13 protein-coding genes are annotated in these 17295 nt (G+C 56.8%); 5 read left to right on the top strand and 8 right to left on the bottom strand.

What is annotated here, in order from left to right; genetic code table 11:
- Positions 1-468: 468 nt before the first annotated feature.
- Entirely contained in the window at positions 469-1149 is a 681-nt protein-coding gene (locus ACP26L_RS04500) for a DNA-binding response regulator (protein WP_426451376.1), read from the top strand.
- A gap of 406 nt (positions 1150-1555) precedes the next feature.
- Here the strand turns inward: ACP26L_RS04500 and ACP26L_RS04495 are convergent, their stop codons facing one another.
- The 6 genes from ACP26L_RS04495 to ACP26L_RS04470 form a co-directional block, all read right to left on the bottom strand.
- Entirely contained in the window at positions 1556-2941 is a 1386-nt protein-coding gene (locus ACP26L_RS04495; protein WP_426454813.1) for a phytase, read from the bottom strand.
- Between the two features lie 89 nt (positions 2942-3030).
- Positions 3031-4893, bottom strand: a complete 1863-nt coding sequence (locus ACP26L_RS04490; RefSeq protein WP_426451375.1) for a hypothetical protein — start codon at positions 4891-4893, stop codon at positions 3031-3033.
- Between the two features lie 394 nt (positions 4894-5287).
- A complete protein-coding gene (gene motB, locus ACP26L_RS04485; protein ID WP_426451374.1) occupies positions 5288-6121 on the bottom strand; it encodes a flagellar motor protein MotB in 834 nt (277 codons plus the stop codon).
- A complete protein-coding gene (motA, locus tag ACP26L_RS04480; protein WP_426451373.1) occupies positions 6114-6908 on the bottom strand; it encodes a flagellar motor stator protein MotA in 795 nt (264 codons plus the stop codon). Before motA ends, motB begins: the two co-directional genes overlap by 8 nt.
- Before the next feature lie 234 nt (positions 6909-7142).
- Entirely contained in the window at positions 7143-7514 is a 372-nt protein-coding gene (locus ACP26L_RS04475; RefSeq protein ID WP_426451372.1) for a DUF2512 family protein, read from the bottom strand.
- A gap of 411 nt (positions 7515-7925) precedes the next feature.
- The gene (locus tag ACP26L_RS04470; protein ID WP_426451371.1) at positions 7926-8195 is read right to left on the bottom strand and encodes a YciI family protein; all 270 of its coding nucleotides are present in this window, start codon (positions 8193-8195) and stop codon (positions 7926-7928) included.
- A gap of 110 nt (positions 8196-8305) precedes the next feature.
- On the opposite strand from ACP26L_RS04470, the gene ACP26L_RS04465 reads away from it, so the two are divergent.
- Genes ACP26L_RS04465 through ACP26L_RS04450 form a run of 4 tightly spaced genes read left to right on the top strand, consistent with a single transcriptional unit; the run spans position 8306 to position 12511 of the window.
- On the top strand, positions 8306-9889 hold the full coding sequence (locus ACP26L_RS04465) for a spore germination protein (protein WP_426451370.1): 1584 nt from the start codon (positions 8306-8308) through the stop codon (positions 9887-9889).
- Positions 9886-11133: a Ger(x)C family spore germination protein gene (locus ACP26L_RS04460; RefSeq protein ID WP_426451369.1), complete on the top strand. Its 1248-nt coding sequence runs from the start codon at positions 9886-9888 to the stop codon at positions 11131-11133. Before ACP26L_RS04465 ends, ACP26L_RS04460 begins: the two co-directional genes overlap by 4 nt.
- Before the next feature lie 7 nt (positions 11134-11140).
- Entirely contained in the window at positions 11141-11380 is a 240-nt protein-coding gene (locus tag ACP26L_RS04455) for a hypothetical protein (protein ID WP_426451368.1), read from the top strand.
- A 24-nt stretch (positions 11381-11404) separates the two neighbouring features.
- A complete protein-coding gene (locus tag ACP26L_RS04450; protein ID WP_426451367.1) occupies positions 11405-12511 on the top strand; it encodes a GerAB/ArcD/ProY family transporter in 1107 nt (368 codons plus the stop codon).
- 53 nt (positions 12512-12564) lie between these two features.
- Here ACP26L_RS04450 and ACP26L_RS04445 read toward each other — a convergent pair whose 3' ends face one another.
- Both ACP26L_RS04445 and ACP26L_RS04440 read right to left on the bottom strand, forming a co-directional pair.
- Complete coding sequence (locus ACP26L_RS04445) at positions 12565-15819, bottom strand: S-layer homology domain-containing protein (RefSeq protein ID WP_426451366.1); 3255 nt, start codon at positions 15817-15819, stop codon at positions 12565-12567.
- 297 nt (positions 15820-16116) lie between these two features.
- Entirely contained in the window at positions 16117-17187 is a 1071-nt protein-coding gene (locus ACP26L_RS04440) for a hypothetical protein (protein WP_426451365.1), read from the bottom strand.
- Positions 17188-17295: the final 108 nt, after the last annotated feature.

Raw genomic sequence — 17295 nt, 5'->3', positions numbered from 1 at the left:
CATTGTTAGCGCTGAGATGAAGCAGGCTTATCCTTGTGCTCTTCGTCCGGTTTCTCCTCTCCCATGAAAGGGCCCGGGTACGATGCGGCCTGACCTGTTGACTCCTGTCCGGCGGTTGGCAGGGCGTGTCCCAGCGAGGCGGCCGGGGAACATCTGAGTATTAACGTTACCGTCCCTTTGCACCCCAAACCCGCCGTTGCAAGAAGGTCAACCTGTCCTGCATCGAACCTCATAGCACTTGCGAAATGTATCCTAACAGGTCACGATACCGCTGCTATAGTAAGGTAGGAACGCAGGATTCGGATTTTATTACCGGAGCATTAAAAACACCTCTTCTCCGCCTCACCTCCCTATGCTATGATCAATAGTAAATCACGGTCGTGAAGCACACGCCGCTTTCTTCTCAGCCATTGCGCTGAAGGGGAAAGCGGCTTTTTGCATCTCACGGAGAAAGGAATCCATTTCGTTATGAGCTTTAAACTCACATATGAGCAATGGCTTGAAAGCCACTCTGCGCGTCGTAAGGGCGAACGGCTGCGCAGGCTGGAGGAGGGGCACGGTCATGCGGAACGCACCTTTGCCGAACAGGTTTGGTGGCCTGCCTTCGGCCAGTTTCATGACCTGCATCCGGAGTACGAGGTCTCCGACTTCAGGGACGGCAGGCGTTATCTTGACTTTGCCCTGATCCGCGGGCGCCACCGTCTCGCCATGGAGATCGACGGGTACGGTCCCCACCTGCAGCGAATCAGCCGTACCCAATTCGCCGACCAATGCATGCGCCAGAATCATCTCATTCTCGACGGCTGGAAGATCCTCCGTTTCTCCTACGACGACGTCGCCGAGAAACCTCGGATGTGCCAGAGCCTGCTCTCCCAATACATGGGCCGCTGGTTCGGGGGCACCGGTATGCATGCGGCCAAGCTCACCTCTGAGGAGAAGGACATCCTGCGGTTTGCACTCCAGCAAAATGAACCTTTGCAGGTGAAAGAGATCTGCAGCTTATTGGGCGTTGAGCAGCAGAAAGCAAGGAAGCTATTGAAACAGCTGTTAGCCTTGGGCTACCTGCACGCGTATGGCCAAAGCAGCCCCAAACGGATAGCACGTTATGAAGCGGCTTCCGGAATTTCACTGGATGATCTTGGGTTTTAATGCGAGGAAAGTGGACTTCTCAGGTTTCAGCTGCCATCCGATGAAAAACATCAGATAACTTTTAAGGGGGGCTTAACTCGCTTATTTTGTAATATAAAACATCAGATAAGTAACCAAATGAGTGATTCTCCTTCATTTCTAAGGTATATGTGATCTAAAACATCATATAATGGGTCCATTTCCCATGAACTCCAAGTTATATGATGAAATACATCACATCACTCTCATCCACTATTCACCAGGCATATATCTGAAACTCCATATAGATCAGACAACCGGTCCCGAGCCCACCTCAATATAAAAAGGATGCAGCCTCCAACGGCCTGCATCCTTTTTGATATCCACACCCCTACTTTTCAACACACAAGGGCTTGACTCAAAACCATCGTATTGCGGCGCGATCCCATTACTCCCCGCGCTTCACAAGCTTGCGCGGGTCCACCTGCGCGGACGCCGCGGGGGTGTTCAACCCCTTCGCGATCGCCTCCCAAGGGACGATCTTGAAGTTCTGGTTGATCTTCTCGCCGTTCTCGAGGTTGGCGTCATCCTGGGAGACGAAGATGCCCTGCTGGTACTTCGCTCCGAGGCCGAAGCCGATCACGTCGATGCCGTCGGTCTCCGACGTGCCGTCGACGGCCGGGCCGTCTTCGATCGTGAAGTTCGACACGTACTCGTTGGCGCCTTCGCGCTTGTAGACCGCATAGGAGTTGCTGCCCTGGCTCGAAGCGAGCAGGTAGCCTTGTCCGTCCGCGCCGTAGTACAGCGTGAGGCCCTCGACGTCGTCCTGCAGGCGGCGTCCGTCTGCGATGTCGACCTGGGCCAGCGGCTTCAAGCCGCCGTCCGGCTCGGCGCTGTACTTCCAGATGCCCGTATCTTCCTCGGCGATGTACATCGTGCCGTACTCGTCATCAGCCGCGAGGCCTTCCGACTGGGTCTCGAGCTGGAACTCGCGTACAAGCTTGCCGGTTACCTTGCCGCTGCCGTTATCCGCCAGCTCGTACTGCTCGAACTCGCCTTTCTTGCCGAGCACCAGCGCATAGAACTTCCCGCTGCGCAGACTGTGATAGAGGCTGAAGCCGTAGACTTCGCTCATCTTGGACGCAATTGGCTCCGCCAGGATATCCTTCAGCTCACCGGTTTCGCCCGAGACGGACCAGACGTCAATGGTGTTCGTCGTCCGGTTCGTCGCCGCGGCGATGTCCACCTTCGAGCCTCCCAGCGGGAAGTCGTAGCGGAGGTCGATGTTGTTCATTTTACCTGTCGGGTACGACTGCAGCTGCTTGCCCTCGAGGTCGTAGACCAGCACGCCGCCGGCCTTGTTCGTGGCGATCAGCTTGCTCTTCGACGGGTCCGCACCGTCCACCCAGATCGCAGGATCATCCGCCGCATCCTCGCCGTTCGCCACGGCTTCGGTCTCTACAGCCGCCTGAACTTCGAAGAACTTCGGAGCCTTCGGGTCATTCTGGTACTTGCCGTTCTCCTCCGTAATCAGCTTCCACAAGGCCGCCGGAACCTGCGTGCTCTCGTTCACCAGCCTCACTTCGCCGTCCAGCTCGCCCTTTTTGCCCGCAAGCCGGTACTCCTTCTCGCCGATCGTCACGATCCCGCTGATTCCGTTCTTCAGCTTGAAGACGACGGTCCGATCCTCGTCATCCCAGTCGAGCTTCGCTCCGAGAGTTTCGAGGCCCGAGCGCAGCGGTTCATAGCCAGGTTCGGCCGCAGCAGAAGCGGCGGAGGGCAGCAGCAGCGCTGCCGTAAGTGCAGTCAGATTCAAGGCGTGCAGCAGTTTCATATTCACATTCAAACTCCCGTCTCATAGTAGGATCACAGGACGAGTATACGGGAGATTTGTTAAGACCATGTATGAAGGATTTTAAGTTATTATGAAGTCTGGTAAGAAAGACGCCCCATTCGGCAGCGAATCGACAATTCTCCCTGGAACGATCTGCCTATCCCCTCAGCGGTCAGCCGGGTCCGGTAGACGGTTATCGGAGCACCGTGGTGATCCGTCGTATGAAGGATATCCGTCTGCGCCTGCCACACTTCGTCATCGAATGACAGCTCCAGGGAGGCCTCAGCCCCCTGCCAGGTCACAAGTCCCTGACGGACGGACGGTTCAGTCAGGGAGATCAGCCGCTCTTCCACCCGGCTGCCGTCCCCTGCGAACTCAAACCGGTCCAGCACCCGAAGCTCCCCTGCATCCAAACCTTCACCAGCGCCGCGCCTCCACTCGAACGAGCGGACGTAGGACGAGAGGCCCGCCTCCTGTCCGTAGGCCTTGGTCAAATCGAGCTTGAAGCACAGTACACCGTCCTGCTCCTCCTGCCGGAGCACCTCAGCCCTCGCCTCCCTGCCGGCCCGCTGCGGGGTTCCGTTGATGAGGGGCACCGAGTGGCCTTCCGAGGAATTGTGCAAATACCCGTACCGCCCGCTGCCGAAGTAATCCTTGGTATACTGGCCCGCCCCGAGATCCGCAAGCAGCGCATCCCCGGCGGCATGTACGATAAAATGCCCGAGGTCATTATGGTTATGCGGCTCGTCGTTGTGCCCGCCCTTCGCCGAGAAGGCGACCAGCCGGCCCTCATGCACGCTGCGGTCGATGAGCCAGGCCGCATCACTGAAATAGGTGCGCCCTGCAGCGGCCGGCTTGTCCGCAGCTCCCGCATGGGTCCACTGCAGGTTCCTCGCCGTATGAGGCCACCGGTAGCAGTGATCGCTGTGAACCGACGGCCTTCCCGTCATTGGAGGCAGAGGATGCCCGAACCGCGCGGCGAGGCGGCAGTTCAGTCCAGGCTGCAGCTCATGAACGGGCGAGGCGTCCGAGTAGTTGACGAACTGGGGAACGGTCAGTGCCACGCTCTCCGGGAAGGCCGCGATCCGGGCGATCTTCTCTCCTTCAAGCAGGCTTACTTTCCCCTCGGTCAGCACCTCCAGCATCTCGGCAAAGTATACGAAATACCCGAACCCGTAATTCCAATAACCGATGCCTTCCAGGCAGCACCCGTCTTCGGCATAGCCTTCGAGGAAGCACTCCATCGCACGGAGACACCGGTCAAGCATCCCGGCGAGCCGGTTCGCATCGTTCTCGAGCAGCATGGCGGCCATGCCGGCCGCCCCCGCGCAGACGGCCGACCAATTGTGCTCGGCCGTCTCCCAGTGGAAGGAATACGAGGTTTCGAAGAGGGGCCGGAACACCCGGCGTTCGATCTCCTCCCTCACCCGATAGGCGACCCAAGGATGCAGCCGGCCTTCCAATACATACAGCGTCTCGGCGAGCGCGTGGGCGGTCTCCGCTGCGAACAGATCCACGGTGGCTTCCGGCTTCACTCTCGCATCCGGAATCTCCTCGAAACGCGGGGGAAGATGCGCAGGCAGGGCCCAGGAATATTCGGAGCAGAGCTCCCACAGCAGATCGTTCAGCGCTGGCAGATACGCATCCGTTTCATCGACCAGGGAGGCCAGCGCCAGCGCCAGCAGCCGGCCCCGCCGCTCAAAGTACGGCCCCTCGAACTCCAGCCGGCTGCCCTCATCCGCGAACTTCACGAAGAGATGAAACGGGAGCACAGGCACCGGTTCCGCGGCAGACCGCTTAGCCTCCGCGCGAATCTCGTCCAACAGCCCCGCCAGCGCGGGATCCTGCCTGATTTGTCCGAGACGCTCCGGCCCCCAGATTCCCCCGGCGAGCCCAGGCGGTTTGGCTCCCCCGGCCGGTACGCTGCCGCGCAGCACGTTAAAACGGATCATGATCGCATCCTCCATTATTTAAACGTTTAAATGATAAGCTTTATTGTAAAGGAGAACATTTTTTCTCGCAAGCCCTATGGGGGTGCCTCCCCCTGCCTTAATTTTCTACAAAGGGGTAACTAACCGCTCCAAAGTATTCCCACAGAGTACACGGCGCCTCAGCCAGAGCTTATACAGCGTTTACCGTTCATCCGACGAAGCAGCTATACAGGAGCGTTTTTCCTCCCGGGCGTTTCTTCATCTTATATCTTTCTATCTTCCGCTTCAATGCATAGCAGAAGCAGACGGCCCCCTCATTCTTGTGCAAGTGGCTTCCATTAAGAACAGCCAAGAACAGCAAAAACGGTACAGCCCCTTCCCTCCCGGGAGAAACTGTACCGTCTTCTGCGATTTCCTACTTGATCTGCGCCGGCTTCAGGTTGCGGATAATGCTGACTTCCACGCGGCGGTTCTTCGCACGGCCTTCCGGCGTATCGTTCGTATCCACCGGCTGGTATTCGCCGTAGCCGATCGTACGGAACTTCTCCGGGGACAGGGCCGTGTTGCGGAGCAGGATCTTCATGAAATTCATGGCCCGCACGCCGCTGAGATCCCAGTTGCTCTCGAAGTCGCGGCGGGAAATCGGCACATTGTCCGTGTGACCCGCCACTTCGATGTTATAGCCCGGATACTGGGCCAGCATGTTCGACATGGAGACGGCCAGCGCCTGGGCTTCCGGCTTCACTGTGGCCGAGCCGGATGCGAAGAGCGCATTGTCGCGGATCGTGATCATGAGCATGTCGTTGGTCAGCTTCGTCTCGAGCTGGGTCGACAGGTTGTTGTTCTGGATATAATCGTCGAGCTTCTGCTTGAGCTCCTCAAGCTGCCGCTTCTCCTCCTGGAACGCAACCTCCAGCGCCTTCTGCTTCTCTTCCTCAGACTTCTGCTCGGCAGGCGTCTGCGGCGTCTCCGGGTTCTGCTGCTGTCCGTCCGCGCCGTCATTCTTCTTCGCGCCCGGGTTCGGGTCGCTCATCGGCACGACGTTGGACATCTCGAAGAATCCGGTGCCGCTGGTGAACGCGGCACTGAGGGACTGCATAATGGCGTTATACTTCTTGGAGTCGGTCTGGCTGGAGGCGAACAGGATGATGAACAGGGCGAGCAGAAGGGTCAGCAGGTCGGCATAGGGGATGAGCCAGGACTCATCCACATGCTCCTCATGATGCTGCTTCTTGTGGTGTTTACTCACCGCCGGCCCCTCCCTTTTCACCGTCCTCGGTATCACGCAGGGATGGCGGGATGAAGACCGTCAGCTTCTGCTTCACGGCAATGGCCGAGATCCCGGACTGAATGGAGAGCAGGCCTTCGACCATCATCATTTTCACTTCCGCTTCTTTCTTCGCCTTCTGCTTGAGCTTGTTGGCCATCGGGTGATAGATGACGTAGCCGAAGAAAATCCCGAGCAGGGTGGCGATGAACGCCGCGGAGATCAGGTGACCGAGCTTCTCTACTTCGCTCAGGTTGCTCAGTGCCGCGATCAGACCGATAACGGCCCCGAGTACGCCGAGGGTCGGTGCATACGTTCCGGCCTGGGTGAAGATTTGGGCGCCGGTGCGGTGACGCTCTTCCGCTGCCGAGATCTCCTCAAGCAGGACGTCGCGCACGAAATCCTGGTCGTTGCCGTCGATGATCATCCGCATACCGTTTCTCAGGAACGGCTCTTCGATCGAGTCCACCTTACTTTCAAGGGCGAGGAGACCTTCGCGGCGGGTAATGGATACCCACTCGATGAACATGTCCATGAGCTCTTTCTTGTCCGGGAGCTTCTGCTCCTTGAAGAGAATGCCGAACAGCTTCGGGATCTTCTTCAGATCCTCCATAGGGAAAGCGATACATACAGCGGCGGCCGTGCCGACCATGATGATCATGAAGGCCGCGGGATTGACGAGTGCGCTCAGGTGCGCACCCTTGAGAATCATGCCGACGAGTACGGCGATAAGACCTAACGCAACGCCAATATAAGACGATTTTTCCATAGTACGAGCACCCTCCAGATGGCTTAATATCCGTAATTCCTAACTCTTATTTCGGCAGATATCGACAGAATCATTAGAGGAGAAACACGCACCGGTCCGAGTTAAAATTGGCAGAAGGGCAGCCCACGCTGTAGCGGCTCCGTTTGCCGGACACGCCAAAAAGCACCGTCCTCTATTGGACAGTGCTCAGGTCACTTGCGAAAGGATGGACAGGCAGGTCTCGGGGCCAGCCGGTCAATCGATATCGTCATAGGAGAAGGCGTTCTTCCGCTTGTCCCACTTCTGCAGGATTATATGGTACATGAACTCGACCACGCCCAGCACCCCGGCGAGAATGAGCAGATCATTCATGGACAGGTTCCAGTCGTAATACCGGGATACTCCCCAAAAATACAGTCCGCCGAGACCCATATCGGCGATCGTGGCGAGCGCGTTATTGCTCTCCCTCAGGACCCACTGGTCGCCGATCACAAAAGCGATAACGGCCAGTAAGCCCGCCGCGGTGACAAGCTGAGCCGGTGAAGCCGCTCCATCGGTCAGCAGGTATAACAGCGGTATGAGGACCGCACTGTTCATCAGAAGCTTGACGGCAAATCGCAGCAGCATGTCGCATGCCTCCCTGGAATAGAAAAAGCTAGTGCTCTATCCCATACGATGCCCCAACGCTCCCCCTCTTATGCCTGCTCCTTCCTCCGCCGAGAGGAAGACTTTGATCCATGCACGTCAGAGAGCCAATCTTCCTCTGCTATTCTGCGGGGGAGGCACATCACAAAAGATCAGATCGGCCCTCCCCAATCCGACTATCCGGCACAGCCTGCTCGGTTACCGGGTTCAAGTGGTCGGCGGGCCCGATCCTCTGCCCCGACTGCTTTCTGAATGGGCGGGAAAACTTGCCGCGTGCGCTGCCATAGCTGATGAACCCCGGCATCGCCGCCTATAAGTTACGCTGTTCATCGTCACTGCTCACTGCTTCTTCTTGAAACTGCCTTGTCTTGTCTCGGCTGCTTGCCGGCCGAACTAGAGGGTGCCCGGTACCATCTCCCACTCCCGCACTTCCGCGCGGCGTGCGCCATGGAGCACGTACGGGTCCTCTGCGGCCCACTGCTGCGCCTGCTCCAGTGAGTCCGCCTTGTAGATCACCATGCCGCCCGAGCCATCCGGGAAGCGTCCGTTGGCAAAGATTCGGCCCCTCACGCGCTGCTCTTCCAGATAGGCCAGATGCTCCGGCCGGTATACCGCGCTTTTTTCTTCGTCAAGCATAGGCAGCAGTACCACGTAGTATCCCATCTTTTGCCCCCTCCCCTCTATTCCTCTCCATTATGTACCCTGTCTTCATAGAAACGCAAGATTTGGGATAACTTACTACTATTCCTATTCTGTCTAAAAGGAGGAACCGCATGGGCTTCCTGCGCCGGCTGCTGGATACGCTGCTCCCTCCCCTGCCAAACCAAAAACCCGCTCCCGCACCGCCGACCGGGCCCATGCTCTCTTCCCGCCTGCAGGAGAACCTGCTGAGGATCGGCAAGGAGTTCGGATCCTCCCCGGACATCCTCATCCGGGACTTCGAGATCGGTGCAGCCGGTGGGGTCCATGCCGGCCTGGTCCATTCGGACGGCCTGACGGACAAGGCCATCGTCCAGCAGGTCATGATGCGCTCCCTGATGCTGGACGTCCGGGAATTCCGGAGCGGCCAGGCCCCCCTCGATCCGGGCGCACTCCCGGCCTTCCTGAGGCAGACCCTGCTGACCGTGTCGGAGATGCGTGAGGCCCATACGCTCTACGAGGTATGCGAAGCCGTCTTATCGGGGGATACCGCTCTGCTCGTAGACGGCTATCCGCAGGCCTTCATCGTGGGGACGCGCGGGTGGAAGGACCGGGGCATCCCCGAGCCCCAGACCGAGACGGTCATCCGCGGGCCGCGGGACGGCTTCAATGAGACGCTCCGTTCCAACACCATGCTCATCCGCCGCAGGATCAGAGACACGAAGCTGCGGCTCGAGATGATGAAGATCGGCCGGGTGAGCCGAACGGATGTCGGGATCATGTTCATCGAGGGCATTGCGGAAGAGCGCGTGATTCAGGAAGTGAGGCGCAGACTCGGCAGCATCGATATCGATGCCATTCTGGAGAGCGGATACATCGAAGAGCTCATTCAGGATGAAGCTCTGACGCCTTTTCCCACCATGGCCAATACGGAGAGGCCGGACGTTGCCGCGGCCGGACTGCTGGAAGGACGGGTCGCCATCATCGTGGACGGCACGCCCTTCGTCCTGCTCGTGCCTTGTCTGTTCAACGAGTTCTACATGTCGGCGGAGGACTATTATGAACGGGCGGATATCTCCACGGTCGTCCGCTATCTCCGCCTCGTGTGCTTTTTCATATCGCTGCTGGGACCGTCTGCGTATATCGCTATCACGACCTTCCATCAGGAGATGCTGCCGACCGAGCTGCTCATCGGCCTGGCCTCCTCGAGAGAGGGAATCCCGTTCCCGGCCTTCATCGAAGCCCTGATCATGGAGATCATCTTCGAGATCCTGCGCGAGGCCGGTGTCCGGATGCCGCGGATGATCGGACAGGCCATGTCGATCGTCGGTGCGCTTGTCCTCGGCCAGGCTGCCATTCAAGCCAGTCTCGTCTCGCCGGCCATGGTCATCGTCGTCTCGCTGACGGCCATCACCAACTTTGTCATCCCCCACTACAGCATGGCGATTTCGGTAAGGATGCTGCGGTTTATCTTCATGGCGCTGGCGGCGGGGTTCGGGTTGTTCGGCATCCTGTTCGGAGTCATCTTCCTGATCCAGCACCTGTGCTCCCTGTCTTCCTTCGGCGTGCCTTACATGGCTCCCTATGCACCCATGGTGCCCGGAGATATCAAGGACTCCTTCCTGGGCCGGCTGAGCTGGAAACGGATGAGCACGCGGCCCAAATTCATGAGCCGGAATCTGTTCCGGCAAAAAAGCGGAGGAGGGAATGATTCATGAAGGGACCCGGAGAGCGAAGTGCCGGGGGTGTCCGCTGCTGCTGGGCCCGCACCTTGTTGGGGGTTCTGGTTCTGGCCCTCTCCCTGCTGACGGCAGGGTGTTGGAACCGCCGGGAGCTTAACGAGCTGGCTATCGCTTCCTCGATGGGATTCGATGTGGGAGACAAAGGCGTCACTGTTTCCGTACAGGTGATCGACCCCGGCGAAATCACCAACAAGAGCGGCGGCTCCTCGGCCGGACGGGCACCCGTCACCCTCTACGATGCCAATGAAGAAACCGTATTCCAGGCCATCCGGTCGATTACCACGAGGTCGCCTCGGAAGATTTATTTGTCGCATCTGCGCATTGTGGTGATCAGCGAGAAGCTCGCCAGGAAGGGGATCCGCAATATCATTGATTTTCTGTCCAGGGACCATGAGCTCCGACGCGATTTCTATATTCTGATCGCCCGCGGGTCGGCCCGCGAGGTGCTCAAGATGATGACCACCATCGAGAAGATTCCCGCCAACAAAATGTTCAACTCGATTAAGGTCACGGAAGAAAATTGGGGGCCTATGCTGGCAACGAACCTAGAGGAGCTGATAGGCAAGCTGGTGCACCAAGGCATGTCGCCCCTGGTCCCCGGCATCCGGATCAAGGGCAGCTCGGAGCAGGGCTCTAAGAAATCGAATGTCGAACAGATCGATTCTCCCGGGAGATTGGATCTGCAGGGACTTGCCGTATTCCGCAAGGACAAGATGCTCGGCTGGTTCAACCGGGAGGAAGGCACCGGTGCCAATTTTATATTGAACCGGATCAAAAGCACGGTCATCGCGGCCGGCTGCCCCGGCGGAACCGGCAAGCTGGGATCGGAGATCATACACTCGGAGACCCAGATGAAGGTTCGAAAAGAGGGGGAAACGCCCGTTATTGTGATCGAGATCCAGTCCGAAGCGAATGTATCGGATGTCGAGTGTTCCGTTGATCTGCATAAGACTCAAGTGATTCGGGAGCTGGAGCAGTCGATCAGCGGCGAGATCCGCACCATGGTGGAAGCGGCTGTTAAAGCCTCCCAGACCAAATTCAATAGCGACGTCTACGGCTTCGGAGATACCGTCCGCCGGAAGGAGCCCGAGCTCTGGAGCAAGCTGCAGGGACGCTGGGTGGAAATGTATCCGACGGTTCCGTATGAAGTCCGGGTCGAAACCAAGCTGCGCCGTACCGGAACCATGTCCCAGTCGTTTATCGAGGAGATTAAGGAGTAGATGTGTCATGTGGGCCATATCCGCTATCCTGCTGTATGCCGTAACCGCTCTCCTGGGTCACGGCCTGTATCTGTGGAGGCGCCGGATGCTGAGAGAGCTTGCCCTCTGCTCTCTTGTGCTGGCCGCCGGGATCTCGCTGCATCTGCTCTGGGCCATGAAGATCGAGGTGCCCAGCCCGTTCGTGTGGCTGAATGCAGTATACCGTCCCGTCTATGATGCGATCTTCCCGGGAACAGGGACTTCATGAGGAAGAGGAGGAGACGTGCAGCGCATGAAGCAGATCGAGAGCGGTAAAATAGCCGGCCGCCAGTACCTCATCATCGGGATCCTCTACACCATTGGGGACCCCATTCTCATTGTTCCGTCTATTCTAGCCGATCATGCACAGGGCGATGCCTGGTTGTCCGCCCTGTGCGCCTGGGCCGGAGGGCTCGGCTTCCTGCTCCTATACCGGGCATTGACCCGGGCGTTCCCCGGTATGGGGGTCACCGAGATGGCCGAAGCCGCGCTTGGGCGTACGTTCGGCCGCGGGGCCGCTCTAGCGGTTCTGCTGCCGTTCTGGCTCCTGCTCTCGGCGAGTCTGCTGCGGGAATTAAGCGACTTTACGACCACTCAGGTGATGCCGGAGACACCGATCCAGGCGTTATATGTGATCATCTTGGTCGTGGTGCTCTACGGGCTGTCCCGAGGGCTTGAGCCTATCACCCGCAGCAGCGAGATCTTGTTTCCCTGGGTGGTGGGCCTCTTCGGCCTGCTGACCCTTTTCCTGCTGCCGGAGATCAAAGCCGTCAACCTCGAGCCGGTCATGGCCCACGGCTGGCAGCCCGTTCTCAAGGGCAGCTATGCCATGCTGGCGATTCCCTTCATGGAGGTCTTCACCCTGCTGATGCTCCTGCCTTACGTCAGCGGTGCTCCCGGCCAAGCCTTCCGGCAGTATGCCTTGGCCGTGGCCATCGGCGGCTTCACCGTCGTCTTTATTATCACGCTGGCCCTGCTGACACTGGGCCCCGACATTACCGCCCGAAGCATCTACCCTACCTATGTCATGGCCAAAAAAATCCACATCGGCAACTTCCTTGAACGGCTGGAGATCATTATCACGATCTTGTGGATGATCACGATCTACTTTAAGCTGATCATCACCATGTATGCAATGGTTATTGCTTCAGCGAAGGTGGCCCGGCTTAAAAGCTACCGTCCGCTGCTGATCCCGTTTGGGACGCTGCTGGTTATTCTCGCGCAGATCATTACGCCGAACACCGTTGATTTTTATGATTTTACCTCTTCAGTCTGGCCGCTATACGCCTGCACGGTGTGTATTGTGTTTCCAGTGGTGCTGCTGGTGGCGGGGAAGGTGCGGGGGCGGGAGCTCGGGTAGTGAGCATGAAGAAAGGCTGCCGGATTCGGCAGCCTTTCTTTGTGTTGCAAGGGTTATGGTGCAGGAGTTCCCACAATAACCGATGTCGTAGTTGTGAGACCTGCAGCGGTTGTAGCTGTGAGTTCAAAGCCTGTTACGTTAGCACCAATGGTGAGATTACCATATTGGTCAACGGATACAGAGCTGTCCGCACCATTGCTCTTCACGTTGGTAACGCCAAACGTAGTACCGAACAGGTAGTTGTACTTGACTGCGTCTTGGTCGCCGCCTATTTCGTTCTCATAAGTGATTCCATAGTTATCCGTAATCTTCAGGTTCATGACGTCAAAGGCATTTCCTGGAGTCGCCTGAGCCACTGTAGCTTCGGTCTCGCCGGCTTCAATCTTCGTGGCCGTGAGAGCATCGTCCTTAACCGTAACAGAGAAGTTCTTCGTTACCGTTTCACCTTCGTTATTCAAGAAGGAGACGCTGACTTTAGCCGTACCTTTTTGGTTACCGATGACATAAGCCGTGTTATCACCAGCCACACCCGCACGGGCAATGGCCGGATTATCGGTGTAAACGGCTTGAATGGAATCCGGCAGAGCTACTTTATCACCCGCCGCATCGGTAGCAACCAACTCGATTTCTTTGGCCAGTTTGCTTAATGTAGGATCTTTTTGTTCCGCTACTGTTAACGTGCCTCCAGCATAAGTAACATCCGTTTCGGAAACGGCGTCACTGTCAAGGGTATTATACAAATCACCCATTGGCGAGATCGAGTAAGAGAGATCAGCATCAGCTGCTACGACTTCCACGTCACGCGTCACATGGGCGATATCCGTAAAGGTAGCAACACCAGCTCCAGCCTCAGTAGCTTTCTGAAGAACAACCTTCACGCGGGCAATATCTCCTGGAACAGCTGTTGCTTTGTCCAGAATCAGTTTATTTTCATCATTGAAAGCATCAAGGTCGCCTGTATATGTTGCGGTAGCATTCTCAAGTGTAAAGCCGGTTGGAAGGGATCCTTCTACACCGTTATTAGATGTTACTACCGCTACGCGATAAAGGAAGCCGTTCACCGATACATTACCATTGTTGTCCACCTGTTGGATCGTATCGAGCTCTTGACCATATTGGTCATACACGGCATACTCGAATTTGGCTTCCGCTCCAGGCAGAATTTTTTTGGCCAGATCCGTTTTGACTTTAATGGTGTCAGGTGTACGGGCATCCTGCAGCGTATACGATTTGGTTGCCACGCTGTTAGCATTCGGTGTGGCAATCATAGCTGTTACCGTGACGACTCCTTGAGCAGAGTCATTGATATCGGTCAGCTTCAGCATGCCTTTATGTTCGCCTGTCGTCTGAATCCCTTGCGATGTGGCACCCGCTACACTAAATGTGATCTGCGGATCTTCTCCATTAATGCCCACAGCATTCTCATCGCTGATGAGATCCTCGGTGCTGAGCTTGTTACCCGCTGCATCATAGGCGACGATCGGAATGTAAGCATCCTCGTCTCCCGCGGCGATAACATTATTCATATCACCAATTTCAACTTTGGTAGCCAGCTTAGTGGAGGAAACTTTGACTGTGCCTGTAGCCGTACCTGCCTGACTGTAGACGTTGAATGTGAAATCGCCGGTACGGTCAACATTATTGGCCAGAGAGAACCGGATGTCCGTGATATCATCATTGTTAAAGTCGCCAATCTCATGCTTCAGGTTTTCCTCGTAAGGTGTTACTGTGATATTGATGTCTTCCGCATCAACCGAATCTTTGTCCATGATGTTGCCGTATTGGTCATATTGGAGCAAATCGACGGTTGCGGTTTCTCCCTTGCCGGATATGGAGTCTCCGCCGGTGCTGTATTTAACCGTACCAAGCTCGACTTTGGAGATAAACGCATCCGTACCCACTTTGAAGTTCTTCGTCGCTGTAACCCGGGTATCTGTATGATAAATGTTTACAGGAACCACAGAAATTCCGGATTTGAAGTCTTCCGAGCTGGTATCCAGGGAGAGCTGCAGCTCGCCATTGTCCAGCTTTTTCAGTTGGGCATTGGCAGCATCGTCCGAATATACGGTATAAGCAGCGGAAGAGAAAGAAGCATTCTCGCCGTATTGGTTCGACGCTTTGATATTGATCAGGACCTTGTTGCCTTTCGCAATCGTATCATTAGCATTCACGAACTCAATTTTGGAGACCGTCTCATTCTCAGCCGTGAAGTCAGCCGTCGTCTTATCAACCGCATCTGCAGCCAGGCCGCCAAGCGTTACTGTGTAAGTACCTGCGGAAAGTCTGGTATCGGTCAGCGTAAGTACGGCGGACTTTTTGTCGTCGGACCACTTGGCTGTTGTCGCTACTGCAACATTGCCTTTCGTCAGTGCCAGCGTAGCCTTCTCGGCATCCGTTACGTCGCGGTTGAAGTTCACCGTTACCGTCTGTACGCCTGTCGGCTTCACTTCGGATACGGACACTTTGCCTGTTACTTCAGGCGTTGGCGTAGTTACGCCGCCTGTCAGGTAGCGGTCCATAACGACAGCTACTTGTTCGCGAGTAGCGTTCTTGCCCGGATCGAACGTTGTGTCGCTCGTACCCTGCATCAGGCCTTTGGATACGGCGTAGCCCACAGCGTCTTTGGCATAGTCGGAGATCGCTCCGGCATCCGTGAAGGTCAGCTTGTCGCCCAAGCCGGCCAGGTCGGCAGCAGGTACATTGAGGGCGCGGACGAAAATCGTCGCCATCTGCTCACGCGTTACGTTGTCAGTAGGCGAGAATGTCGTGTCGGTCGTACCGTTCACGAGGCCTTTGGCTACCGCTGTCTCAACGTAGGCATAAGCCCAGTGGTCTTTCGGGATATCCTTGAACGTCGGTGTTTCCGGCGTAACCATTTGGTCTGCAGGAACCAGGGCGCGAACCAGCATCGCCGTGAACGCGTCACGCGTCATCGTACCCTGCGGATTGAAGTTGCCTGCCTCGTCGCCTTCGATGATCTTCTTGTCGACGAGGTTCCAGATCGCCGTTTGAGCCCAGGAAGAGCTCTTGTCGATATCTTTCGGGCCGCCTGTAGGCGTAGCAGCTTGAGCTTGGCCGCCCAGCGGAATCGTCGATATCAGAAGTCCGCCGAGCAGGACTTTCGCTGTTGTGACCTTCAGGTTCGGGTACTTCTTCTTGACGTAGCTTTCTACGTCATTGCGGAGTTCACGCTGCTGCTCCGGGTTATCGCCAAGCTCCTTGGCAAACTCGGCCCGGTCCTCTGACAGGTAGATCGTGATGACGTACCCGTCGCGAGTTTTCTTAAGCTCGTCACGTAAAATGTTCACGTCGGTAACCTCCATTTTTCATCTGAATTGATGAATCTCTGCTGAGCAAACATGTGACAGGAGATTTCTTTATTACTTTTACCAGAATTTCATTCGATCATCCGAAAGATTTGCGAAATGCTCCTTGTATTTATTGACAAAAGGCGCACTCCTCCCTCCAATCCAACATCGGTCGGCTGGCGTCCTCCGTTCCTATAGGTTGAACACTGTGCCGGAATTCATGCAGAGCAGCACAAAAAGGGCGGATTTACCGCCCTTCCTGAGTACACAGCTATTGATGATGACTAGACTCCATGCTTAGTTCGTCGTCGTGGTTTGTGCCTCACGCTCGGCACGCTTTTGTTCCATCTGGGCTTTCAGCTCATCCACCGTGATCCCCAGCTCGGCCGCACGCTTCTCCAGCTTTGCCTGACGCTCCTGTTCCATCTGTGCCTTCAGCTCATCCACCGTGATGCCCTTCTCGGCTGCGAGCTCAGTCAGCTTCGCTTCACGCTCCTGCTCCATCTGCGCCTTCAGCTCATCCACGGTGATGCCTTTCTCGGCAGCAAGCGCTTCGAGGTCCTGCGGGCCATGACCGCCGCCCCGGTGGCCGCGTCCTTCTTCCATTTGTGCTTTGAGTTCATCCACGGTGATCCCCTTCTCCGCCGCTTCAGCCTCCAACTTCGCTTGACGCTCCTGCTCTCTCTGCGCCTTCAGCTCATCCACCGTGATGCCTTTCTCGGCCGCTTCCGCTTCCAGCTTCGCCTGACGCTCCTGCTCCAGCTGTGCTTTCAGCTCATCCACGGTGATCCCCTTCTCGGCTGCGAGTGCCTCGAGGTTCTTGCCGCCAGGGAAGCCGCCCTTACCGCTGCGATCGGCGCGCTCCTGCTCTTTCTGCGCCTTCAGCTCCTCTACCGTGATGCCCTTCTCCGCCGCTTCCGCTTCCAGCTTCGCCTGGCGCTCCTGCTCCAGCTGCGCCTTCAGCTCATCCACGGTGATCCCCTTCTCGGCTGCGAGCGTCTCGAGGTTCTTGCCGCCAGGGAAGCCGCCCTTACCGCCGCGCTCTGCACGCTCCTGCTCCTTCTGCGCCTTCAGCTCATCTACCGTGATGCCCTTCTCGGCCGCTTCCGCTTCCAGCTTCGCCTGGCGCTCCTGCTCCAGCTGCGCCTTCAGCTCGTCTACCGTAATGCCTTTCTCCGCAGCGAGAGCTTCGAGATTTTTGCCGCCGCGGTCCTTCTTGAAGGTCATGGACTTCACCACGGTCGTACCCGAAGTGCCTGTAGTCGTTGCTGTCGTGGTGAGTTCTGCTGCAAAAGCGGAGCCCATGGCGCCCAGTGCGAATACTGTTCCGAGTGTTGTGGCGATGACTTTCTTGTTGAAGTTTTTCATGGGTGATTCCTCCTGTAAGTTGGGTTTTAGTTTTTTTAAGTAGGTTTTGTTGTTCTTCGCTGTTGTCCTTGCCCCTTACAAGATCATCTTACCGCCCCAAGCTGAAAG

This window comes from Paenibacillus sp. S-38, assembly GCF_049942825.1.
GTDB lineage: Bacteria > Bacillota > Bacilli > Paenibacillales > NBRC-103111 > Paenibacillus_G.
This window is presented reverse-complemented; position numbering and strand designations above follow the sequence as displayed.